22 protein-coding genes are annotated in these 23645 nt (G+C 45.6%); 18 read left to right on the plus strand and 4 right to left on the minus strand.

Going from position 1 to position 23645, the window contains the following annotated elements; genetic code table 11:
• The first annotated feature begins 55 nt into the window (after window positions 1-55).
• The 10 genes from FFM80_RS09550 to FFM80_RS09595 all read left to right on the plus strand — a co-directional run bounded on the left by FFM80_RS09550 (window position 56) and on the right by FFM80_RS09595 (window position 11753).
• Window positions 56-766, plus strand: a complete 711-nt coding sequence (locus FFM80_RS09550) for a GntR family transcriptional regulator (protein ID WP_137640578.1) — start codon at window positions 56-58, stop codon at window positions 764-766.
• Between the two features lie 63 nt (window positions 767-829).
• Entirely contained in the window at window positions 830-2194 is a 1365-nt protein-coding gene (locus FFM80_RS09555; RefSeq protein WP_137640579.1) for a PTS sugar transporter subunit IIC, read from the plus strand.
• Window positions 2195-2201: 7 nt separating this feature from the next.
• Window positions 2202-2390, plus strand: a complete 189-nt coding sequence (locus FFM80_RS09560; protein WP_137640580.1) for a hypothetical protein — start codon at window positions 2202-2204, stop codon at window positions 2388-2390.
• A complete protein-coding gene (locus FFM80_RS09565) occupies window positions 2380-2799 on the plus strand; it encodes a DUF3284 domain-containing protein (RefSeq protein WP_137640581.1) in 420 nt (139 codons plus the stop codon). Before FFM80_RS09560 ends, FFM80_RS09565 begins: the two co-directional genes overlap by 11 nt.
• A 695-nt stretch (window positions 2800-3494) precedes the next feature.
• Window positions 3495-4364 (plus strand): homoserine O-acetyltransferase/O-succinyltransferase family protein, encoded by an 870-nt coding sequence (locus FFM80_RS09570; RefSeq protein WP_137640582.1) that lies wholly within the window; start codon window positions 3495-3497, stop codon window positions 4362-4364.
• Window positions 4365-4366: 2 nt separating this feature from the next.
• Window positions 4367-5650, plus strand: coding sequence for an O-acetylhomoserine aminocarboxypropyltransferase/cysteine synthase family protein (locus FFM80_RS09575; protein WP_137640583.1), 1284 nt, complete (start codon window positions 4367-4369; stop codon window positions 5648-5650).
• A 30-nt stretch (window positions 5651-5680) separates the two neighbouring features.
• Complete coding sequence (locus tag FFM80_RS09580) at window positions 5681-6973, plus strand: homoserine dehydrogenase (RefSeq protein ID WP_137640584.1); 1293 nt, start codon at window positions 5681-5683, stop codon at window positions 6971-6973.
• A 354-nt stretch (window positions 6974-7327) separates the two neighbouring features.
• Window positions 7328-8227 carry a DegV family protein gene (locus FFM80_RS09585; RefSeq protein ID WP_137640585.1) on the plus strand — a complete coding sequence of 300 codons (900 nt, stop codon included), beginning with the start codon at window positions 7328-7330 and terminating at the stop codon, window positions 8225-8227.
• A 936-nt stretch (window positions 8228-9163) separates the two neighbouring features.
• Window positions 9164-11167: an N-acetylglucosamine-specific PTS transporter subunit IIBC gene (nagE, locus tag FFM80_RS09590; RefSeq protein ID WP_137640586.1), complete on the plus strand. Its 2004-nt coding sequence runs from the start codon at window positions 9164-9166 to the stop codon at window positions 11165-11167.
• Between the two features lie 385 nt (window positions 11168-11552).
• Window positions 11553-11753: a hypothetical protein gene (locus FFM80_RS09595; protein ID WP_137640587.1), complete on the plus strand. Its 201-nt coding sequence runs from the start codon at window positions 11553-11555 to the stop codon at window positions 11751-11753.
• A 491-nt stretch (window positions 11754-12244) separates the two neighbouring features.
• Here FFM80_RS09595 and FFM80_RS09600 read toward each other — a convergent pair whose 3' ends face one another.
• Window positions 12245-12625 (minus strand): VOC family protein, encoded by a 381-nt coding sequence (locus FFM80_RS09600; RefSeq protein ID WP_171001074.1) that lies wholly within the window; start codon window positions 12623-12625, stop codon window positions 12245-12247.
• Between the two features lie 115 nt (window positions 12626-12740).
• Here FFM80_RS09600 and FFM80_RS09605 point away from each other — a divergent pair, with 115 nt between their 5' ends.
• Together FFM80_RS09605 and FFM80_RS09610 are read left to right on the plus strand one after the other, a co-directional pair.
• The gene (locus FFM80_RS09605) at window positions 12741-13328 is read left to right on the plus strand and encodes a GNAT family N-acetyltransferase (RefSeq protein ID WP_137635587.1); all 588 of its coding nucleotides are present in this window, start codon (window positions 12741-12743) and stop codon (window positions 13326-13328) included.
• Window positions 13329-13417: 89 nt separating this feature from the next.
• Window positions 13418-14971, plus strand: a complete 1554-nt coding sequence (locus FFM80_RS09610; RefSeq protein ID WP_137640588.1) for an ABC-F family ATP-binding cassette domain-containing protein — start codon at window positions 13418-13420, stop codon at window positions 14969-14971.
• A 79-nt stretch (window positions 14972-15050) separates the two neighbouring features.
• Here FFM80_RS09610 and FFM80_RS09615 read toward each other — a convergent pair whose 3' ends face one another.
• A complete protein-coding gene (locus FFM80_RS09615) occupies window positions 15051-15647 on the minus strand; it encodes a TetR/AcrR family transcriptional regulator (RefSeq protein ID WP_171001075.1) in 597 nt (198 codons plus the stop codon).
• Window positions 15648-15813: 166 nt separating this feature from the next.
• Between FFM80_RS09615 and FFM80_RS09620 the strand changes: the two genes are divergently transcribed.
• Together FFM80_RS09620 and FFM80_RS09625 are read left to right on the plus strand one after the other, a co-directional pair.
• The gene (locus FFM80_RS09620; protein ID WP_137640590.1) at window positions 15814-17538 is read left to right on the plus strand and encodes an MFS transporter; all 1725 of its coding nucleotides are present in this window, start codon (window positions 15814-15816) and stop codon (window positions 17536-17538) included.
• A gap of 139 nt (window positions 17539-17677) precedes the next feature.
• Window positions 17678-18274, plus strand: a complete 597-nt coding sequence (locus FFM80_RS09625) for a TMEM175 family protein (protein WP_137640591.1) — start codon at window positions 17678-17680, stop codon at window positions 18272-18274.
• A 44-nt stretch (window positions 18275-18318) separates the two neighbouring features.
• Here FFM80_RS09625 and FFM80_RS09630 read toward each other — a convergent pair whose 3' ends face one another.
• Entirely contained in the window at window positions 18319-19521 is a 1203-nt protein-coding gene (locus FFM80_RS09630) for an NAD(P)/FAD-dependent oxidoreductase (protein WP_137640592.1), read from the minus strand.
• Between the two features lie 251 nt (window positions 19522-19772).
• Complete coding sequence (locus FFM80_RS09635; protein WP_137635593.1) at window positions 19773-20237, minus strand: Lrp/AsnC family transcriptional regulator; 465 nt, start codon at window positions 20235-20237, stop codon at window positions 19773-19775.
• Window positions 20238-20408: 171 nt separating this feature from the next.
• On the opposite strand from FFM80_RS09635, the gene FFM80_RS09640 reads away from it, so the two are divergent.
• The 4 genes from FFM80_RS09640 to FFM80_RS09655 all read left to right on the plus strand — a co-directional run bounded on the left by FFM80_RS09640 (window position 20409) and on the right by FFM80_RS09655 (window position 23638).
• Complete coding sequence (locus FFM80_RS09640; protein WP_137640593.1) at window positions 20409-21308, plus strand: C40 family peptidase; 900 nt, start codon at window positions 20409-20411, stop codon at window positions 21306-21308.
• Window positions 21309-21325: 17 nt separating this feature from the next.
• Window positions 21326-22180, plus strand: coding sequence for an alpha/beta hydrolase (locus FFM80_RS09645; RefSeq protein ID WP_223877333.1), 855 nt, complete (start codon window positions 21326-21328; stop codon window positions 22178-22180).
• Window positions 22181-22648: 468 nt separating this feature from the next.
• Entirely contained in the window at window positions 22649-22810 is a 162-nt protein-coding gene (locus tag FFM80_RS09650) for a hypothetical protein (RefSeq protein WP_137635596.1), read from the plus strand.
• 60 nt (window positions 22811-22870) lie between these two features.
• Window positions 22871-23638: an NUDIX hydrolase gene (locus tag FFM80_RS09655; protein ID WP_137640595.1), complete on the plus strand. Its 768-nt coding sequence runs from the start codon at window positions 22871-22873 to the stop codon at window positions 23636-23638.
• The last annotated feature ends 7 nt before the right edge of the window (window positions 23639-23645 follow it).

The raw sequence follows: 23645 nt of genomic DNA on the forward strand, positions 1-23645 counted from the left end.
AAGGGTCCACCAATAATAATTGGGGTCTACCAATTAAAAGAAAGGAGGCTTTCGCATGTATCATGCAATTGCGCAGGACATTATCAAGGCGATTGTTGCCGGTGAGTACGAAACTAAGTTGCCCACTGAAAAAGCCTTAATGACTCAATTTGATGCCAGTCGGACGACGATTCGACGGGCCATCGATGTGGTGTTTCGGCACGGCTTATTGCGGCGCGTCCAAGGTAGCGGCAACTTTATTGTTAAGCAGCCACAGAATTCCGCGACTGTTTTAAACTTGTCGATTGGGTTTGACCGGGCCGCGATGGTTGCTGGCGGTCCGCTAATATCAAAAGTTGTGACGTTTGATCGGATTAAGGCAGATGAACAGTTGGCGAAGCAGGGGAATATTGCGATCGGTGATGAGCTGTACCGGGTGATCCGGCTACGGTATTTACAAGATCAGCTATATGACTTGGAAGAATCTTACTTTCCGCGCGCTGTCGTACCATATCTGTCAGAAGACGGCGTTCAGCATTCCATCTTTGCTTTTTTACGGGACGCTTATGGCATCTACGGTAGTACCACAGAAAACTACGTGCACCAAGTTCGTTTGAATGCGACCCGCGCAAAGCTGGTGGGCCAACCGGTAGGCGATAAAACGATGTGTTTAGATGGGATCAACTATTTGGCTAGTGGCATCGTGTTTAACTTTTCCAAAACATTCTTTGTTTATCCAGATTTGGAATTGTATTACCATACGGAAAATATTGATCTGCAAGACTAGTACGGGAATTATCAGGGGGGATACTGATATGACCAAGGAGTATGACTTTAGGAGAGTGCAATTATGAATTCATTTATTGAATGGCTGAACAAACACTTAGTACCAGTTGCTGCTAAAATTGGCGGTGTTCGCTGGTTAGTCGCGTTACGGGATGCGTTTATTGCAATTATGCCGGCAATGATGGCCGGATCAGTCGCCACGGTTTTGAATGCCTTAGTCCGTGATATTCCAACAAAATTCGGTTGGATGGGCATTGTTAATTCAATGCAATGGTTGATTGGGATTAACGGGATGGTTTGGACGGGAACCCTAGCCATCTTAGGATTAATCTTTTCATTTACTTTCGGGTACCAATTGGCAATCCAATATAAGGTTGAACCCGTGACCGGTGGGATTGTCACGCTGGGCACGTTCATCATGAGCTTGCCACAAAACTTTACTGGGACGTTAACTAAGAGCCTAAGCGCCGGCGCAACCAAAGTCTTAACGGATTCTGGGATGGCGGTCGCTGGTAAAAAAGTGACGGCTTGGGGTTACTTTAACTTCAATACGTACTTTGGTTCATACGGTTTCTTTACCGTCATGATCTTGGGCGCCATTGCTAGTACCTGCTATATTTACTTAATGAAGAAACATATTACGATTAAGATGCCTGACACCGTGCCACCGGCTGTTGCCAATGCGTTTACGGGGATTATTCCAGCCGCCGCGGCATTTTACGTGGTCGGGACGATCAACTGGCTCTTTAGTAACTTTGGTCAAACGACCGTTATTGAATGGATCGCGAAAATGATTCAAGAACCGCTTTTGAACATGAGTCAAGGCTACGGTGCGGTCTTATTGATGACTTTATTGGTTCAAGTTTTCTGGTTCTTCGGAATTCATGGGTCCAATGTCTTAGCGCCAGTCTTGGATGGTATTTGGTTAACGGCACAATTAGCGAACGTGAATGCTTTCCAAGCTCACAAAGCGATTCCTTACCTTTGGACACGGAACTGTTTTGACTTATATGCTTGGATTGGTGGGGCCGGGTCAACCTTGCTCTTACTGATTGCCATTCTGATGTTTAGTAAACGTGATGATCAACGTTCAGTGGCGAAGTTAGCGATTGGACCAGGCTTCTTTAACATTAACGAACCCGTGATGTTTGGGTTACCAATTGTCTTAGACCCAATTTACTTTATTCCGTTTATCTTGGCACCAGTTGTTACCGTTTCTATTGCCTATGCCGCGATTACGGCTGGCTGGGTGGCTCCAATTACGAATAACATTGTTTGGTCAATGCCACCAATTATGAACGCCTTAGTAGCCACCATGGATTGGCGTTCAGTGGTCTTACAAGTGGTCAATGGCTTATTAGCCTTTGCCATCTACGTGCCATTCGTCAAAGCAGCTAACAAAATTAAACCAGAATCGATTGGAGATTAATGAACTCATGAAGACCTTAAAGCAGAGCTTACTCATTGGCATGAACCTCGCCTTACTTGCAGTGGTATTAAGTCCGCTAGCCGGCAGTATCGGCCAGTGGGTAACCCTGGGATTAGGGTTAGGTGTTAGTGCCGGCTTGTTCGTCTTATATCGCCATGTTGGTCAACTGGAAAGGAGCCAAAAACATGCAAATTAAAGTAACTTTGAAGGCCCCGGTTGATTATATCTATCGCCAATTGTTGGATTCAGCACAGGCCGATATTAAGCAACAGACCGGTCATCCGGCACCACGCCAGAGCTTGCAAGGGTATCGGTATACGAAGAAGTGGGCCAATGGGCTGAGTGGACAGCTTACGATTACCCACGCCGAACCCGGCCGGCGTTATGCGTATGAGTTGGAGACACCGCGGGATCATTATGGTGTGGATTATCAATTTACCAGTACTGATGCCAATCAAACGGTTTTGGCATACGCCGAAACGTTTTTGGGGAAAGACAAGAAAACGCAGGCCAATAACCGAATTGGGGTCATGTTACTAGGTTGGTTCCGTAAGCGCCGCTTTAAGAAAATGATGAGTCAAATGGCTGCTTCATATTATGAATGAATACTCAAAAACGTCCGCAATCTTAGTTGGTTGCGGGCGTTTTTTCTTCGTTCCGACCGAGTCTAGGCCAACCAGAGTGGCAATTTAAGCCAACTAGTACCAAGCGTGCAGCTATATTAATGTCGGTAATAAAAGATTGAAAACTGAGTTGACAATTAAAAAAGATGGTGTTAGATTAATAGTACATTAGAAAATGATTAAGACGTTGAAGAGAAGAGTAGCGTTGTGACCAACTCCCCAGAGAGCTTCGAAGTGGTGTGAGAAGCAGTTGTGAGCAAAGTGAAGATGAGCTTGGAGTCATGATTCGGGTCGTAAGGCTACGAATGCGGTGGCAACCGATATATTGCGGAGTATCCCCATTTGGCGGGGTACTTGTCGAGGTTATCATTGTGAGATGGTAACGAATCACGGTGGTAACGCGAAAGCTTTCGTCCGGTAGTTTCCTTAGGGAGACTATTGGACGGGAGCCTTTTTTTGTAGAGTGTGATGCCCAACGGGTTGCTCCTGAGCATTGCCTAGCTAAGGCAATGATTCCGGTGGGTTTCCGGAATGGTTGACTTAGCGTAGCAAGCGGAGGGAGCAGTTGGACCGAACACGTTTCGGCAGACTAAATGCGGAGGAAGCTGCCCGAACGAACACGTTTCAGAAAAACCTACATAGCACCCAAAAACCAACTAAAGAGAGGAAGTCATCAAATGACCGTAACCGCAGTAAACGGCTTACTAAAAGCCCGACAAAAATGGATCAATCAACCCCAAGGTGCCACGCCAATGCGCCTGTTGATTTTGAACTTAATGCCGACGAAAGTCACGACGGAACGCCAATTTTTAAGTAACTTTGCTGCGGTGCCTGGTGACTTCGAGATCACCTTTATGTATCCGGCGACTCACCAATTCAAAAGTTTGTCGCGTGAGACGGTAGCGGCTGCGTATGCCAGCCTGGATCAAGTCTACGACCAACATTTTGATGGCTTAATCATCACCGGCGCACCGGTTGAAAAGATTGCTTTTGAAGCAGTAGATTATTGGGATGAGTTCGGCACGATTGTCGATTGGGCGCAGACGCACGTGACCCAAACGTTATTTGAATGCTGGGCCGCCCAAGCTGGTTTGTACTATCAATTCAATATTCAAAAGCGGCTTGTTGATCAAAAGATCTTTGGAATTTATACAGCCACGAGTTTAGATGAACAGTCGCAATTAGCTCATAATCTCAGTGCGGGCGGGTTATTGAAGATGCCGCAGTCGCGTCATACTCAGCTGGATTTACCTGCAGCGATACCAAGCGACTTGCACGTGGTGGCGGCCAACGATGAGATTGGGCCATTGATTATGACTGCCCCCGCGGCCAACGCCGTTTATGTTACCGGTCATCCGGAATATGATACGGATACCTTGGCGAACGAATACTTCCGCGATCAGCGTAAGCACTTACCGATTGAGTTACCTAAATATTATTTTAAAAATAAAAATTTGCAGACAATTAATGATAGCTGGCATCAGACGAGCCATCAGCTGTATGCCAATTGGATTGAAACCCTTAAATTAACGAAAGTAGGTCTTTAATCATGACAACCACTAATGAGAAGTTACACTTTGAAACGCTCCAAGTTCACGCCGGTCAAACGGTGGACGAAACCGGATCACGGGCCGTGCCGATTTATCAAACGACCTCCTATGTTTTTAAGGACGCTAAGGAGGCCGCGGGACGTTTCGCCTTGACGGATGCCGGAAATATTTATACCCGGTTGACTAATCCCACAACGGCTGTCGTTGATAAGCGGGTCGCAGCGTTGGAACATGGCACTGCGGGTGTCACGTTAGCTACCGGTTCGGCGGCGATTACGGCCGCAATTTTAAACATCGCTGAACAGGGTGATGAGATTGTCGCGGCCAACACCTTATATGGTGGGACGTTTGATCTGTTTAGCGTCACTTTGAAAAAATTAGGGATTACAACGCGCTTTGTCGATCCAGACGATCCCGCTAACTTTGAAGCGGCGATTAATGAACATACCAAGGCATTATATGTTGAAAGTATTGGCAATCCGGGCATTAATCTGGTTGATTTTGAAGCGATTGGGCAGATTGCGCATGACCACCACATTATCTTTATCGTGGATAATACGTTTGGGACGCCATATCTGGTGCGGCCGTTGGAACACGGTGCCGATGTGGTCGTGCATTCCGCAACGAAGTTCATTGGCGGTCATGGGACGACTATGGGCGGGGTGATTGTTGAAGGCGGGACGTTTGATTGGCAAGCGAGTGGTAAATATCCGGGCTTTACTACCCCGAGTCCTCAATATAATGGCCTGGTTTTTGCCGACTTAGGCGGTGCGGCCTTTACAACGAAGGTCCGGGCGGAAACGTTACGTGATACGGGCGCGACGATTAGTCCATTTAATTCATTCTTATTGTTACAAGGCTTAGAATCCTTATCATTGCGGGTGGAGCGGCATGTGGCCAATACGCGTAAGATCGTTGCCTATTTAACCGCCAATCCGAAAGTCGCTTGGATCAATTACCCTGAACTTCCTGACAGCAAGTATCATGCGCTCGCAACGAAGTATTTTCCCAAGGGGGTCGGGTCCATCTTTACCCTCGGCTTAACGGGTGGCGGAGCGGCGGGGAAGGCGTTAATCGAGCATTTGCAATTATTCTCGTTATTAGCCAACGTGGCGGATGCCAAGTCGTTGATTATTCATCCGGCGTCAACGACCCATGCACAATTGAATGACCAGGAATTACTAGCAGCAGGGGTCACGCCGGATTTGATTCGGATTTCAGTGGGTGTGGAAAATATGGATGATTTGATTGCGGACTTGGATCAAGCATTGGCACAGCTTTAAGCAACAACAATCAGAAAGGCGTGATTAAAAATGACAACGACAATTGCAGTGGGCATGTTAGGACTCGGAACAGTGGGCAGCGGTGTTGTGATGCGGTTAACGCAAGCGGCTCGTAAAATTGAACAGACTCAAGGTCTCCGGTTGCGACTAGCAGCGGTTGCCGTGCATCATTTGAATGCGCCGCGGGCCGTAACGTTACCCATCGGTACCCGCTTAACCGATTCTATCGAGGCGGTCGTGACTGACCCTAAGATTCAACTCGTGATTGAGGTTATGGGAACGTTAAAGACCGCGGAACGCGCCATCGTCACGGCGCTACAGCATGGTAAATCAGTGATCACCGCCAATAAAGATCTGATGGCCACAGCGGGGGAACAGTTAACAGCGTTAGCACAACGCCAACATTGTGACTTGTTCTATGAGGCTAGTGTTGCGGGTGGAATTCCAATTCTGCGGACGTTGACGGATAGTTATGCGACGGATCAAGTCACGGCGGTCGCTGGAATTATTAATGGGACCGCTAACTACATCTTAAGTGCCATGACAGCTGGTAAAACTTATTCACAGGCGTTAGCCGCCGCACAGCGGGCTGGTTATGCGGAAGCTGATCCAACGAACGATGTCGGTGGTCTAGATACGACTTACAAATTAATGATTTTAAGCCAGTTTGCTTTCGGCCAGCAGTTGACGATTGATCAACTTGCACCGCAAGGCATTACGCAATTAACCGCTGAAGCGTGTCAACAAGCCGCTCAAGCTGGCTGGCAAGTTAAATTACTGGCCCAAGCACAACGCTTTGGCGACCAGTTGGCTTGTCGAGTTGCACCGGTGGCTGTGCCGCAGACGACGGCTTTGAGTCAGGTTAAGGGGGTACAGAATGGTGTGGCGGTCACGAGCCAGGCGATTGGTGACAGCTTATACACCGGTCCGGGTGCTGGCAGTACCGCCACGGCCAACAGCGTCTTGAACGATGTCATCGTGGCAGCTCAGCAATTAGTCCGCCAGACGTGTGGCCGGGCCTTTAATCAAAATCATGCTGACTTGACGGTCACACGCTTAGCCGATTTATCACAACGTTACCTCATCTTCACGGACAGTTCAGTTCTAAAGCTACAACGTGCCGCTAATGAAGGAGATTTCTCATTACAACGCCATACCGCTGATTGTTATGAGACTAGTGTCTTAACCACTGCTCAATTACGACAATTGGCCGTTGATTTAGCAAGTGATGGCCGCGAGTTGACCGCGCTACCAATTGCATTTTCAACCGTTACAACGACGACTGCGATTAAAACGACGCAACCAGTTCACGTTGCGATTTGAAAAAAGACGCTGACGTACAGTATACTGTATGTGAGCGTCTTTTTTTGTGGCGTTATTCGCTAGTAGTGTCATGATTGTGGTGCTGCTGAAACGTGTTCGGGCCAGCTGCGACTTGTGCTTGCGACGCTATCTTAGCTACTCGGGAAATTCATCGAGTAATTAAGATGGTTAGGCAATGCTTGGCCGTAATCCGTTGGTCTTCACACTCTTGGCTGAAACGTGTTCGGGCCAGCTGCGACCTGTGCTTGCGACGCTATCCGGACAACTCGGAAAATTCACCGAGTTATCCGGATAGCTAGGCAATGCTCAGTCGCAACCCGCTGGCCCTCACACTCTTGAATTGGAGTGAAATAAATGAAAATTGCGGTAGTCACCGATAGTTCCGCGAGCTTGTCTGCCCAAGCGGCGCAAGATTACAAAATTACCGTGGTGAATGATCCGATTATGTTTGGTAATCATGTCTACCATGAGAACGTGGATATTAATGCGGATCAATTTTACCGATTATTAAAAGTAGAAAAAGATATTCCAACGATTTCCCAGATTTCGATGCCGGAAATGCAAGTGGTCTTTGACCAATTACAAGCTGCTGGTTATGATCAAGTGCTGGTGGTTGGCTTGAGTAGTGGGATTAGTGGTTATATTAATAATCTTAAGACTTACGCGCCGTCCGTCAGAGGTTTGGCCGTGGAGGTCTTTGATTCACGGACCGCCTGTGCTGGGACCGCGAATATGGTGAAGTTGGCAGCGGCGATGGCGTTAGCTGATTATAGTATGGCTGATATTTTGGCCCAACTGGATCTTTTGCGCACGACCACCCAGACTGTTTTGATCGTTAATAGCATGCGCCATCTCGTTAAAAACGGTCGTATCTATAATAACAGCAGTCTAGCTGGGACGATGGTTTTACGTAATAAACCGATTATTACTTTTAACGAGCATGGCAAGATTCAAGTACTCGGTAAAGAACGCACGTTAAAAAATGCGCAACAAGCCGTACAAGATGAGTTTAACCGCTTCGTGATTACGAGTGAACAGCCCGTTCGCTTAGATATTATTAATGCCAATGACCCGCAGATTGCGGAAGATTGGGCCAGCGAACTTCGTTATCAATTCCCAGCGGTCCGGGTTAAGACTGGTGAGATTGGCCCATTAATGGGTGTCTTAACGGGGGAACATGCGCTAGGCATGATCTGGTCGTATGATTGGAAACCATTGTTAAATACGCTTAATCAGCAGCGTGTGGTCGATTAAGAAAGTTAAGTCTCGACCGTGATTAACTGGCTGATAATGGGGCGCTTGATTAAGATTCAATCGTGACCTGATAAATGGTTGACAGACCGGCTAAATGATATTATGGTTATAACATTAAAACTTGATGAAAAAGCCAGAATGATTTGAAGGAGTCGTTAGCTTGACATGCGAAGCAAGCACCGGTCGCTGGGAAGGTGTCATGGCAAGTTAATCAAAGCTCAATCATGGCGTGAACTTTTCGAGGTTCACTGGGAGCACCCATTAGCGTGCATGCGTTTAGTGAGACTGAACGTACCGAGGAATCGTGAGTGATTACGATTCAAACTAAGGTGGTAACCCGTGTGAAACGTCCTTTGGATTTTAAATCCATTGGGCGTTTTTTTCGTTGAGTTGAACACATAAGTTAGTTGAACCATTCACATAGCAGTTTCACATAGCGTTATGATTAAGGCTTTCATTACACATAAAGTATACGCTTGGTGCTAGTTGAAATTGTCGCCTGCCGGTTGGGCCAGAATTGGCTCAGTGGTGTCGTTTATCTTGGTCGGTGATTTTCCGACTTAGATAAAGCCCGGCTTGGAAGACCGAACTTTGGCTTCCAAACGTGGCTTCCAAACGTGGCCACCACGTTCCAGCCGATGCTGGCCCAACCAGAGTGGTAAGTTTGATCCAACTAACACCAAGTATATAAAGTGCCATTATTTATGGTTTTAGTCACGAGGCTCTGTCAGCTGATAGGGTTAAATTTAAATTATTTATGAAAAGTTCTGAATTTTTTCAGAACTTTTTTCATTTTTTAAAAAACCGATTTAATCGTAATGAAAACGGTTATTGTAATATTGGTCTATACATAAATGGACCCGAGACACTTTTATCTAAACAACTGCTGTGCTAGTATTTAGAACGTGTTAGAAAAGATGACAGGGAGAAATTGGTATGAAGACATATTTTCAACGGATTGGGCAATCTTTAATGTTGCCGATTGCGACGTTACCCGCCGCAGCAATTCTAGTCGGGATTGGTAACTATTTACCAAAGGCTTGGATTTTATCACGATTCTTAATCAACGGCGGTGACGTCGTTTTAAATAATTTAGCCTTATTGTTTGCGGTCGGCTTAGCGGTTGGCATGTCGGCGAATAAGGATGGGGCGGCAGCGATTGCCGGGGTTGTGGCCTACTTAGTGCCAACGACGATGCTGACGCCAACTGGTGCAATCGGGTTAGCAAACTTGTTAGCTGTGAAGACGACTGCTATTAAATCAGCGTTTAGTGCGATTACGGGGAATGTATTGATTGGGATTTGTGCCGGCTTAATTGCCGCGGCCCTTTACAATAAGTTCCATGAAGTAAAATTACCGATGGCGTTGTCCTTCTTTAGTGGGAAGCGGTTAGTGCCAATTTTAGCGGCATTTGTCATGTTGATTTTTACCGCAGTGATGTATTTTGTTTGGCCGTTCTTCTATGATGCCATCGTGTTATTTGCCACGAGCATTTCAAAACTAGGCTTTGTTGGGGCTGGATTATACGGCTTTTTCAACCGGTTATTGATTCCAACTGGCTTGCACCATGCGTTGAATTCAGTATTCTGGTTCAATGTCGCTGGGATTAATGATATTGGAAATTTCTGGGCCAGCAAGGGGATCAAAGGGATTACCGGGATGTATGAAGCCGGCTTCTTCCCGATCATGATGTTCGGGTTACCCGCGGGAGCCTACGCGATTTATCGCAATGCGTTACCAGAACGGAAAAAAGAAACGGGATCATTAATGTTGGCGGGGGCCTTTGCCTCCTTCTTTACCGGCGTCACTGAACCCTTGGAGTTCTCATTTATGTTTGTCGCTTGGCCATTATACGTGTTGCACGCTGTTTTTATGGGCTTATCATTGGGCTTTGCAGCTTTGATGCACTGGACAGCAAGCTTTTCATTTAGTGGCGGGTTAGTCGATTATTTATTAAGTTTCCGAATGCCACTAGCCAATCAGCCTTACATGTTGATCGTGCAAGGGATTATAATGGCCGGTATTTATTATTTTGGATTTGATTTTGCTATTAAAAAATTTGATTTAAAGACGCCAGGTCGCGAACCACTTGCAGAACCCGCTGAAGACGCGCCTGCAGTGGCAACAGCTGACAGTGACGATAAGTATATGAAGCAAGCTAAACGTATCTATGCAGCGATTGGCGGGCACGATAATATTAGTGTCATTAACAATTGTACGACGCGGCTGCGGCTGCAATTAAAAGATACCGGTAAAGTGGATCAAGCTGCCGTTAAAGCAGCGGGCGTGCCCGGATTAAATATCTTGGATGTGCATAACATTCATATTGTGATTGGAACGGAAGTGCAATTCGTAGCCGAAGCCTTACAACAATTAGACGATGGTCGTGTGAGTGCATCACCACAACCGGAATTAGCTTTAGCTGGTGCTGCTGAATCCACTGGTACCACCGCGACAGTTGAACAACCAAGTGTCGCGACCGTTGCTAAAACAACGATCTTGCATGCACCGGCGACTGGTGAACTCATGCCAATTAGTGACGTCGCTGATGATACGTTTGCCCAAAAACTGTTGGGGGATGGCTTTGCGGTTGAACCAAACAACAATGAAGTGGTCGCACCAGTGAGTGGTGAAGTGACCAGTATCTTCCCAACTAAGCATGCGCTTGGTCTGAAGACGGCCTCAGGGTTAGAGATTTTGCTTCATATGGGGATTAACACGGTTGAAATGAATGGGACGCCATTTGACTTGCACGTGGCGACCGGTGATCAGATTGCTGCTGGTAGTGCGATTGCCACAGTTGATCTGGATGCTATTAAAGCGGCAGGAAAAGCGACAACGATGATGGTCGTTATCACGAATATGGATCAAGTTGAACACTTTGAAATGAACCAAACTAAGACGGTTGCCGCCGGTGATATTATCGGGGCAGCGGAATAAGATGATTGACTCAGCGTTAGCGTGGTGACACGTTAGCGCTGATTTTTTGTAGTTGGATTAAGTTGCCACTCTGGTTGGCCCAGCATCGGCTGGAACGTGGTGGCCACGTTTTTGAGCCATGGTGCGGTCTCGCAAGCCGGGCTTTATCTAAGTCGAAACCCGATAAACGACACTACTGAGCCAATTCTGGGTCGCCCGTCGTTAACTAACACATATTTTGGAATAAGATTGTTAAGTCATAGGGAGTGGGGTATTATAAGAATAATGATTTACGGGTACATTAAGAAGCTGGTTGTTCAGGCCAGATATAAAGCTGATTGTGAGTCAAGATTGGCACAATGAGCATTAATTAATTTGTGAGACGTTAGATTTGGAGGGGACTTTCGTGCAACTGTTCGGTGACATCGTGGTATTTATTTATCTTATGTTAGCGTTATGTGTGGGCGTTTACCATTTATTGAAGCATGTCCATAATCATAGTGGTTGGGTCCTAGTGACTGCGGATACGACTTTAACGGTTGCGACGATGCCAATGTTATTTATCTTTGGCATGTTAGTGTTGACGGATTTGCAGTTGTTGAGCTGAGGAAAGCTTTAGGGTGCATTTTATACGCTTGGTGCTAGTTGGTTTAAATTGTCACTCTGGTTGGTCCAGAATCGGCTGGAACGTGGTGGCCACGTTTGTGAGCCGAAGAGCGGTCTCACAAGCCGGGCTTTGACTAACCCGGAAAAATCACCGGCTAAGTCAAACGACACCACTGAGCCAATTCTGGCCTGCCCGCCGTTAGTTAGTCGATATTTATAAAATGTTCAATCAACATATTTAGCCGAGAGGTTGGTTCCTAAAATGTTCAGCCGTGTCGTTGGCCTTAGTGCGAGTGGTCTGCTCGGAACTTAGGCCACGGCCAGTTTTGAAGACCGCGCTTTGGCTTCAAAATGGCCCATGGCGTTCCAGCGTTTTAGGAACCAACCGGCAGGCGGCAATTTTAGCTATCACCAAGCGTAATCTACTATATAAAGTTCAACAATGTAAAGAAAGACCCGGATTAACATTAACTTGTTAATCCGGGCTTTTGCTTACTTGTAATTACTAATCTCAATCAAATTATTATCAGGGTCACGTACATATAAGGAAGTTAACTGGCCGTGCGCCCCAGTTCGTTCAACTGGACCTGCCACGACGTCCACAAAGTAACTCTTTAAATGATGTTGAATCACCTCAATATCATCACGCGCAATCAAGCATAAGTCAGCGCTACCTGGCGTTGGCTTAGCCGCAATTGGCGTATGTGGTTCGTCAATCGTTTGAAAATTAATTTTTTGTTTACCGACGAGGACTGCTTTACGGTCACCATCAAAAGTGATGATGGGTAAATCAAAGACTTCATGGTAGAACCGGAGTGACCGGGCGATGTCGGTGACGGTTAGAACGATATGATCAATGTCGCGAATATTCACAGACTCAAATCCTTTCAAAATGAATTCGGTTACTAGTATACCACGGGGTTCGTGAATTTTGACATCGTCGACGATTCATAGTAAGGTATTAATTACTAAGATAGGAGGACTATTTGTGATAACGATTCGACCAGCTGATCAGGATGACGCGGGCCAGATAGCACCGCTAATTAATATGATCTTTGATGAAATGCAACTTGAGGAACTAGACGACATTCCAGAACCTGACTTAGAGCAGGCCATTACTGCCGCATACCGGACACCAGCTTATTTGTCCGATATGGCAACGACGGTAGTGGCCGAGGCCGATGGTCAAGTGGTCGGGGTGGCATTTGGTTACCCTGACAAAAATGAAGATGCCGTTGATGACGTGTTAGCGCAGGTCACGGCGGATAACGATGCGTTTGGCTCAGCGTTTGAAGCTGAAGCAGAAAGTTATGAGCACGAATGGTACTTGGATTCGATTGCGGTTGATCCCAATTATCAAGGCCACGGGATTGGGGGGCGCTTATTAGCAGCCTTACCAAAGTATGCACGCCAAGCCGGCCAAAAGCGGATTGGGTTGAATGTGGATATGGCTAATCCCGGTGCTAAGAAGTTATACGACCGTCACGATTACGAAACGGTCGGGATCAAGCCAATTGGTGATCATATGTATTTCCATATGCAGTATGAGTTAGATAAAGAGTTAGTCATGGCATAGCGTCACCTAAGTCTTTAATTGACAGGCCTCGTTGGAATCGACGGGGCCTGTTTTGCAGAGTTAATTAATGAAAGTAGGATGAAAACAAGATGGCTTTACTAGAAGTAACCGACCTCTCGCAAAGTTTCGCTGATCGTAAACTTTACGAAGACGCAAACTTTACGTTAGAACGGGCCGATCACATGGGCATTGTCGGTCAGAACGGGGCTGGCAAGAGTACCTTAATCAAGATTTTAACGGGGCAGATTTTACCCTTAGAAGGACAAATCAAATGGCAACAGCATATTCGGACCGGTTATTTAGACCAATATGCGGACATTCCAGCCGGGATGACCCTGTATGATTTTCTGAAAACTGCCTTTCAACGGTTATATGATTTGGATGCTAAAATGCAACAATATTACGCTGACTATGCCGAATCAATGGATGATACGTTGTTAGAAAAGGCCGGCCGGATTCAAGAAACATTGGAAGCCAATGACTTTTACGATATCGAAACGGCGATGGAACGGGTTATTACTGGGCTAGGCTTGGATGAAATCGGGCGTGACCATGTCATTAGTGAAATGTCTGGTGGCCAACGGTCGAAGATTATCCTGGCCAAATTATTGCTGGAAGATCCAGATGTCATTATCTTAGATGAACCAACCAACTATTTGGATACGGCGCACATCGCGTGGTTAGTCGATTATTTGAATGGGTTTGAAGGGGCGGTCATGGTTATTTCCCATGATTACGACTTCTTGCAACAAGTCACGAACTGTATTTGCGACGTGGCTTTTGGCAAAATCATCAAGTATCGTGGCGACTTTAAGTCTGCGATGCGCCAAAAAGAAGCCCGTAAGGAAGCTCAATTAAAGGCCTTCGAAAAGCAACAAGTTGTAATTGATAAGGCTGAAAAGTTCATTCGTAAGAATAAGGCCGGCTCGAAGTCAACGATGGCCAAGTCACGGGAAAAGATGCTGTCGCATTTGGATCGGGTCGATCCACCGAGCGAAAATGCGCATGCCAAGTTCTCGTTCCCATACTTAGATACGGGCTCACAGAATGCCTTGACGGTGAAACATTTATCAGTCGGCTATGGCAAGCCATTGTTGGCACCGGTCACCTTTACGATGACGGGTGGCGAAAAGTTAGCCTTTAAAGGGTTTAACGGGGTTGGTAAGTCAACCTTGATTAAATCAATTCTGGGCGTGATTCCGTCACTGGGCGGAACCTCAAACTTCTCACCATCGGCTAAGATTAACTATTTCAACCAAGACTTGGAATGGGATAATCCACAATTAACGCCATTGGATACGATTCAAGAAATGTATCCAACGATGCTGCCAAAGACGATTCGGACGAAGTTAGCGAAGTGTGGGATTAACGCCGCTAACGCGATGAAGCCGATGCATCTATTGAGTGGTGGGGAACAGACTAAGGTTAAGTTGGCACTATTGGAACTGGTGCCTAGCAACTTCTTAATCATGGACGAACCAACCAATCACTTGGATGATGAAACCAAGGAAGGCTTGAAGAAAGCCTTACAAGAATTCCCTGGTAATTTGATTCTAGTTAGTCATGAAAGTAGTTTTGTGGATGGCTGGATTAATAAACAATTGAACGTTGAAAAGTTGAGCTTAAAAGATCGGCAAGACTAGTTAACTGATAAACCACCTATGATGCGATTTGTAGGTGGTTTTTATTTGGCCTAACGTTGACGAAGTGTAGTTAGTGAATCTAGTAGGATTCTCTAGCTGCATTTTTTTTAAATGCGACAACTTTTAAGTCTGTCTTTTTTAAGGTGAGTAATAGGTTGTTGGCGATTTCTTCCGGTGGGACCGGGTCAGCGTGTGCTAACCAGTCATTGATAACGCTCCAATAGCCGCCCAACATAAAGGTCATTAAAAGGTTGATCTGCTCAGTACTATCCGAATGGTGCCATGGCGCATCGAATTCTTGATATAACTGAGGAGCTTGTGCCATCACTAACGGTAATCTAGGCATAAAAAGATTCTGTTTGATGAGTAGTTGCAGTCGTTCTCGGTGTTGCCACATGAAACGGAAAAAGAGGACCACAATGTCATCAAAGGTCACCATTTTAGGATTAAGTTCCTGAAGTGCCTTAGCATAACTCGTTAAAAACTGTTGACTCAAATCATTTAAAATAGCAGGTTTATCTTTAAAAAAACGATAAAAAGTTCGACGAGAAAGCTGGGCTTGATCAGTAATTGCCTTAACCGTCAGCGTTTCGTAGTCTTGTTGTGCTAGTAACTCGAAGAAAGCATCAATAATCCAAGTCCGTGATTGTTGAGCAAGTTTAGCGTGACCATCCATATTTATGAAACCTCCTGTCACATTTTTGACCATCTGTAGCACTTGTTGATAATGACTCGACATTTTGATGACTGTAAGTATACTAGGTTTTGAAAGAAATATCACAGCTGTGACAATCGAGATTTGCGCAAATCATCGACTTTCAATCTGACTGGGGGTCATTGTGATGAACAAACTGAAGACCGTTTTACCCGTACTATTGATTGGTAACTTGCTTTGTATGATGGATGTCTCAATCATGACGATTGTTTTACCGAGGATTCAAAGTGCATTCAATGTAAGTCTGAATGATTTATCTTGGGCATTAAATATTTATACGATTTTATTTGCAACGATGATTATTCCATTAGGCCGCTTGGCAGTACGCTTTGGACGTAATCGGATGGTTCTTCTTGGTTTAATTATCTTTAGTTTAGGATCATGGATGACCGGCAATGCCGTTAATTTACCATGGATGCTGGTGGGGCGAGCGATTCAGAGTATTGGTGCAGCTAGCATTATTCCGACGAGTATGGTAATTGGTTTAGAATTGAGCACTCAGGAAAATCGGAATAAGGTCGTGGCTATGTTAGCTGGTGTGCAAGGCTTAGCGGTGGCGCTTGGACCGAGTATAGGTGGGTTCGTTGCACAGTATTTTGGTTGGCGATGGGTTTTCTTAATGAATGTGCCACTGATTATCCTTGATATTATTATTTTTGTGATTGTCTTACCATTGAGGCATGAAGCCACTCAGCCGACTAAAATTGATTGGTTGGGAGCTGGATTAATTATGGCAACATTATTTTGTTTATCGATGGCGTTGATTAAAGGCTATACTTGGGGGTGGACTTCATTGGCAATCCTAGGATTAGCGGGGAGCGCGCTTCTTAGTTTCGTGGGGTTTATGATACGTGAACGGCGGGCAGCTACACCAATGATTGACTTGTCGTTGTTTAAAAGTCGTAATTTTGATGGTTCAGGTTTAGCATTGGTTTTATGCAACTTCTTCTTGGGGGCATTTGCAGCATTAATGCCGACATTATTAACCAAAGTGCATGGTGAAAGCGAACTTGATGCTGCTTTAAAAATTACGCCATATTCTTTAGCGGTTATGTTGTCGGTAATCTTAACATCCTTGTTGGTCAAGCGATTGAATAATAAATTATTGGTGGGGGCTGGTTTCGCGATGATTGCGGGAAGTTATTGGTTGATCACGCAATTACCGGTCGCTAATCAGTATACGTCATTAATTATTGGTGAAATTTTTCTTGGGATTGGTTATGGGTTAGTTGCGGCAACTGTGAATATTTTAGTGGTGGCAGATTTTCATGGCATCAAATTGACTGACTCACAAAGTGTTGCAAATGTTTTACGGCAAGTTGGCATGATTTTATCAATTGCGGTTTTTATGTCGATATTGAGCAATAATGTTCAAACCGCTAAAAATCAAACACTAATGTATAGTCGGCAAGCTGTTTCCCGGTTAAATGTTGCCCAAGTAGTTAAAAATAAAGTTAATCGGAAACTAGCTCGCAAATTTAAACAGGCAACTAATAGTAATAGCCAAGTCAATCAGCGTGTGACTTTCGAAGGGGTGACTGTTTCAAAGGCACAGCGTCAACAAGTAGTTCAAAAGGCAACCCGCGCCGAATTGGATAAGGTTGCCATGTTACATCAAGTTCCGGTAACTATGATTCCAGCAGTGCAACGGCGTCAAGTGCAAGCAGCAGTGACAACTGTAATTAACCGAACTATTGATCATCGTGTACGGGTCACTAATCAACAATTAAGATTAGGAATTAAGCGAATCCGGCGGCGACTAGCATGGAATTTAAATGATGCTTTCCTAAAAACGTTCCAGATCATTATTCCATTGGCCTTGTTATCAATTCTTGTTGTTATTACTTTCTAGTTTCACAATCGAACTACAAAAAGATTGCTTAGTAAACCACCTATGATGCGATTCGTAGGTGGTTTTCATTTGGTCTAACATTAACGAGTGGTATATTTAATTTAATTAATCAGATTATTGAACTAAGGGGTTGGCGAGAATGAATAAAGGACGGGTCGAGGCGTTTACTGACGCCGTGGTGGCCATTGTATTGACGATTATGGTGTTAGAGTTTGATGTGCCGAGTGAGCCGACATTTGCGGCGTTAGCGGAGAATGCGAGTTATTTGATTGCGTATTTAATCAGTTTCTTGTTCATCGGGGTGGCATGGTATAACCATCATTATATGTTGACATTAACGAAACATATCACGAAACGGATTTATTGGTTGAATAATGTTTGGATTTTGACGATGTCGTTACTACCCGTGTCAACGGCTTGGGCTGGGAAGTTTATTGATCAGCCACAACCAGAATTGTTCTATTTTATTATTTTTCTGTTATGGGCCATCGCCTACGCGGTACTTTCACATGCCATCGCCCAGGCCAATGTGGATGATCATCCTAAAATTGCAGCGAAGATTCAAGCAATGCCAGCGTATCGCATTCATGCCAATGTCTTCTTCTGGATGGTTGCGGTAATTGTGGTTTTCCTGATTATCTTTGTCTGGCCACCATTATCAATGGTGTTTACGGTGATTGAACTGATTTTGATGGCGATTCGGACACCGGCTGATAGTGATAAGATTGCTGAATAGTCAAAAAAAGACGTCCGGATTAAGTTCCAGGCGTCTTTTGGGGTTTAATGATAGAGGTCAAAGCGCCCCTTGTGGAAGACGGTGCTCAAATGGGCACTTTCAAGTAAGGAGCGGTCAGTGATTACTTTCTTCAGCGCAGAAGCGGGATAACCATGGACTGGCCGTTGCTTGCTGAAGATTTCGCCAATACCGTCGCGGTCGCTAAGTGAAGCAACGGTACCGCTAGATTGATAATAGAATGCGTCAGTAGTTTGGCCGCGGCGTAACGCACCGATATTCTTAGCAGCTTGTTCACCCGCAGCGAGAGCAATCTGAGCTGTTGTCGGATAGGGGCGTTTGCCAGTAGGGTCCATTACGGCCGCCACGTCACCGACAATGAAGACTTCGGGATGGTCGGCTAATGAGAGATCCGCCTGCACGACGACCCGATTGCGACGTTGCTCGAAGCCGGAATCAGCGATGACTTGCGAACCACTCACCCCGACAGTCCAAATAATGGTATTAGCATCGAACTGATGGGCTTGCTTGTCGGCATCCTCGTAAATAACCGCGGTTGGCGTGACTTCAGTAATGCTGGCGCCCAGGCGCATCTCAACATCATGCCTCGCCATGAAGTTCAGGGCATAATCACGTAATGGTTGGCCAAACATTGGCAAGATCGATGGCATGCGTTCTAGGCACACCACTTTAACGGCTGGTGTCTGGTATTTAGCTTGCAGCTTGGGTAAGGATTGGGTTAATTCGCCCAAGAGTTCGATACCCGTAAAGCCAGCCCCGCAAACGGCGATTTTTAAATCGTTGCGGTCTTTAGTTTCGGCGTAGTACTTTAACTTGGATTCAATATGATGATAGACCGTCTTGGATGTTGCTAAATCATCCATTGGTAGGGCATTGTCATCAACCCCTTTGATGCCGAAACTTTCAGATTGAAAGCCTAATGCAAGCACCAAGTAATCGTAGGTCAGTGGTGAATGTTTAGCTAATGTTACTTGCTGGTCATTGACACTCACATTAGTGACGCGATCTTGAATAAAGGTGACCCGCTTGCCAATGACACTCGGAATGTCATAAGTAATCTTGGCTGGATCAATTGTCCCAGCTGCGACCTCGTGTAAGTTTGTCTTTTCCGTGTGGAGACTGGATTGATCGACTAAGATCAAGTTATCCTCGGCCAAAGCCGTTTTTTGTAAGAATTTGATGGCACGCATCCCCGCATAGCCGCCACCGAGTACTAAAATTGTTGCCATGAAGCTGACCCCATTTCTATATTTAAGCTAGTTTTAAATGAATTAACGTAATCCGGGATTATACATGACCAGTTTAGCAATCATTAACTGGCTATATCGTACACTGTTTAGCTGAAAAATGCAGGTAAAACGGCATTAAAATTATCGACATAAACAAACGGTCAACCGTTTAATTGTTGGTTGACCGTTGTTTATAGGGTGAATAGTTGTTATCACGCTAGTTGAAGCCGCATCGATTTAGACGATCCAGATTATTCCACGATATTGCTGATGTCGTGGTCGTCTGGTAAGACCATGCCGCGGCTAGAGACGCTGGTTGAGAAGACAATCTGGGTGCTGGTCTTGCCAAAGGTCTGAATCTTGTTGACAAATTCATCGAGGGCTTGCGTCGACTCAAAGACGACTTTCATAATCTGGGAATATTCTCCGGTGACGCAATCGCACTCTAAGACGTTTGGAATGCTGGCAACGTACGGATAGAAGCGTTCCTTTTGGGTCGGTTCTAGTTGCAGCTGAATATAAGCTTTGATGTGATAGTTGAGTTTTTCATAATTGAGATTGGCCTGATAGTCGCGAATAATGCCGGCCGTTTTAAGCCGCGCAATCCGGGCTGAAATTGCGGGTGAGGAGATAAAGCACTGATCCGCCAAAGCTTTGAGCGAAATCCGCGCATCCGCTTGTAAGGCGTTCAGAATCTTCAAATCAGTTTTGTCCATCTTAAAAAACGCCTCCCTGAGTAATTATTAGTATGATAGCATACTTTCACAGTAATTTTTAATTTTACAGTTAACTTTATCAAGAAAAGATAACAACTTAACTGGCAGCCTTAAGTTCAGCTGAAAAAAGGGTATGATAGAATTGACTTAAAAAGATGGGGAGGTTTTATGATGCAAACAGCACGAGTACGCGCCGCCGTGGCTACGGTCTGGCAACGACCACAAGTACGTTCAATTGATCGAGCAGCATTATCGAATCACGGGTTACAAACTTGGCTGGCCCAGATGACGGATGCCGATTCAGTTGGTCTGGAACAACATAATATGGTTGGAACGCAGGCGTTATTCAATGACCCAGTCTTAATCGATCGTATTGTAGATGGGTGGGCCTATGTCTACGTGACGACCCAACGCGATTCAGTTCATCCACAAGGTTATCCAGGCTGGATCTGGGCACCGCAACTCTCGACTGCAGAATTACCAGTGCAGACGGGGCCAACGGTGACGATTCGGCAAGGGTTTACGCCGTTGTTGCGGGCGGATGGCAGTACCATCTTACAATTGAGTATTGGGACGCAACTGCCAGTCGTTTCGACTAAGGACAGTCTGTATGACTTGGTTCAAACCCCATTAGGGATTGGTAAGGTGGCCAAACGAGCGACCCAGTTTGACTTTAAGACAACCGACTTAACTGCTGGTCAAACGATGGTGCAGTTAGGCAAGCGCTTCTTGGACTTACGTTATCTCTGGGGTGGTCTGAGTGGCTATGGGTTTGACTGTTCTGGTTTCGTCTATACCTTGCATCGCTGTATCGGTGTCACGTTGCCGCGTGATGTCAGTGAACAAGCATTAGGCGGCCAAACGGTGACCTTGGCTGATGCCCAGCCAGGTGACTTGTGTTTCTTCGCTCATCATCAAGGCCGTGGTGCCTTACACCATGTGGCGATGTATGCGGGGGACGGCTGGCTATTACATTCCCCGACACCGGGTAAACATGTGACGTATCTGCAGTTGTCAGCAACTTATTTAAAAGATGAATTGGTTCAAATAAAACGTTATTGGCGTGAATGAGGCGAAAGTTAGTGAGAATGAGACGTTGGTTAGGGTTAATGCTAGTATTAGTTGCCGTTTTAGGTGGCTGTGCCAAAGTTAATCATCAGAGTCAGCAAAAAAGTCGTCAGCGTAGGCAACCACAGTCTGCGTACGTGAATAGTCAGCGACCGACCTTTTATCTGCATGGGTTTCAGGGCAGTGCGAAGTCGACGAACACCTTGATTAGTCATGCTGAAAAGGCCGCGCATGCCCATAAAGTCTTAGTGGCAACGGTTAGTGCGGGTGGCACGGTGACTTTAAGTGGGCATTGGGCGGATAAGACGCGGAATCCGATTATTCAGGTGGTCTTTAAGAATAACCTGGCGCAATATAACCAGCAGAGTACGTGGTTAGCTCATGTGATCACCACGGTTCAACAAGTGCACGCGTTTAAGTCGTATAATCTGGTGGCCCATTCGGCAGGGTGTGTGGCGAGTGTCAACATGTTAATGACGCCGCAAGTGAGTGGGTTTCCAAAAGTCAACAAGTTGGTGACGATTGCTGGTCCGTTCGATGGGGTCGTAGGTGAAGACGATGTTGCCAATCAGAATTCGTTTTTGGCAACTGGTGCGCCCAAGTATCAGCACGCCGCTTATCAGTTATTAGCCGCTAAACGGACGGCCTTTCCAACTGGCGTGAAGCTGTTGAATATTGTCGGTGACTTAGACGATGGTAGTCACTCTGATAGCTTGGTAACGAACGTGTCTGCGCGGTCGATTAAATACTTGTTGCGCGGTCGTGAAGTGGTTTACACAGAGCATGTTTTCCATGGCAAACATGCTCAGCATAGTCAGTTACATGAAAATGCCAAAGTAGCGTTAGCGGTTGATCGTTATTTGTGGTATCGCTAAAATGACCGATAAAAAAGCAGTTCGGCAAACTTACCGGACTGCTTTTAGTCACTGGGCTTACATCAAGAATAAAAAGTAAGCTAACCGTAATAAATGATAGAGGGCATAAAGTGCCACTAAATAAACGGCCGTAATGCCCCCATAGGTTAGATATTTATAGCTATGCATCCGGAACCGCCTCCTAACTTTGAATACCTTAAGTGTACGGCGACGATGCTGAAATCACAACGGTAACCGCTTGCGATTTTATTAAAAGCCTTAATAATAAGGAAAAAAGAGTCAAAGCATTAGCTTAAAGTGGTGGGATGTGTTAAAGTTAATACTTGGTTTGGGAGCTGTGGATAATCCAAACCCAATTAAGCATCTCAGATTTTGAATAAATAAATTGAAGACTCAAATACTTGACCCAGTATGAGTACCCAGAATTATTTGCAAAATTTCCTGAGCGTTAGGAAAGGACGTAATTAAATGCGAGTAACGATTAATAAAGGTCATGAGGTTTATCAGAACATTCCTTTAATGACAGCTAGACAGCGCTATATCAAGGCGGATGTCTGGGAAATCAAAAAAGCAATCATCGAAAAGTCAGCCATTAACGGCTGGACGGTGCAAGCTTTACAACAACTTTAAAATCGACTATTTCGGCCACGACGCAAACTGTCGTGGCCTTTTTGTAAGGAGGCGGTTAGGATGACGACAGCACCCGTAGTCAACCGACCATTAATCAGTATTACGAATATTATTTGGAGCTTTGATCAAGCGACGCAACAGTTGCAGCTATTGTTACTTCAACGTTCGGAAGCGCCATTTCAATCAACCTGGGGCTTACCAACGACGTATTTGCGCGCGGATGAAAGTGCAGATGACGCCTCGTTGCGGTTAGTTCGCGAAAAGCTAGGCGTCACGTTGCCGAAAGTTCATACGGAACAGCTAGGCACGTTCTCTGATCCGCATCGGGGCCCCGGTGAACGCGAATTAGCGTTAGCGTACATGGTTTATTTACCGGTCAAACCAACCTTAGTGCCCGGTTATGGCGCTAAAGCCGTCCAGTGGTTCGCGGTCACACCGACCAAAGCGGCTTATCAATTAGCTGCCGGTAAGTTAGTCTTTCCAACGTTGCCAGCTACCGTTAGTGCAAAAAAGTATTATCAAGACCAAACCCCGTATGTGACCACCAGTGGTCTAACTGCTGATCACACGTTAATTTTGCGGACGGCATTTACCCGACTGCGCAATCGGCTAGACTATGCGCCTACGATTTTGCTCGTGTTAGGGACTGGTTTTACCCTAAAACAAGCCCGTGAATTGTATGCGACGTTGCTGCGCAAACCTAGTCGTTTAATCGATAATTCGAATTTTCGTAAAACGCATGGTCATTTGTTTACTGAAACTGGTCTAGCCCACAAATCTGGCTCTGGCCGCCCAGCGAAAGTCTATCAGTTAAAAACGGTGGGTTGACACGTTT

This window comes from Lactiplantibacillus dongliensis (assembly GCF_005405105.1).
Lineage (GTDB): Bacteria > Bacillota > Bacilli > Lactobacillales > Lactobacillaceae > Lactiplantibacillus > Lactiplantibacillus dongliensis.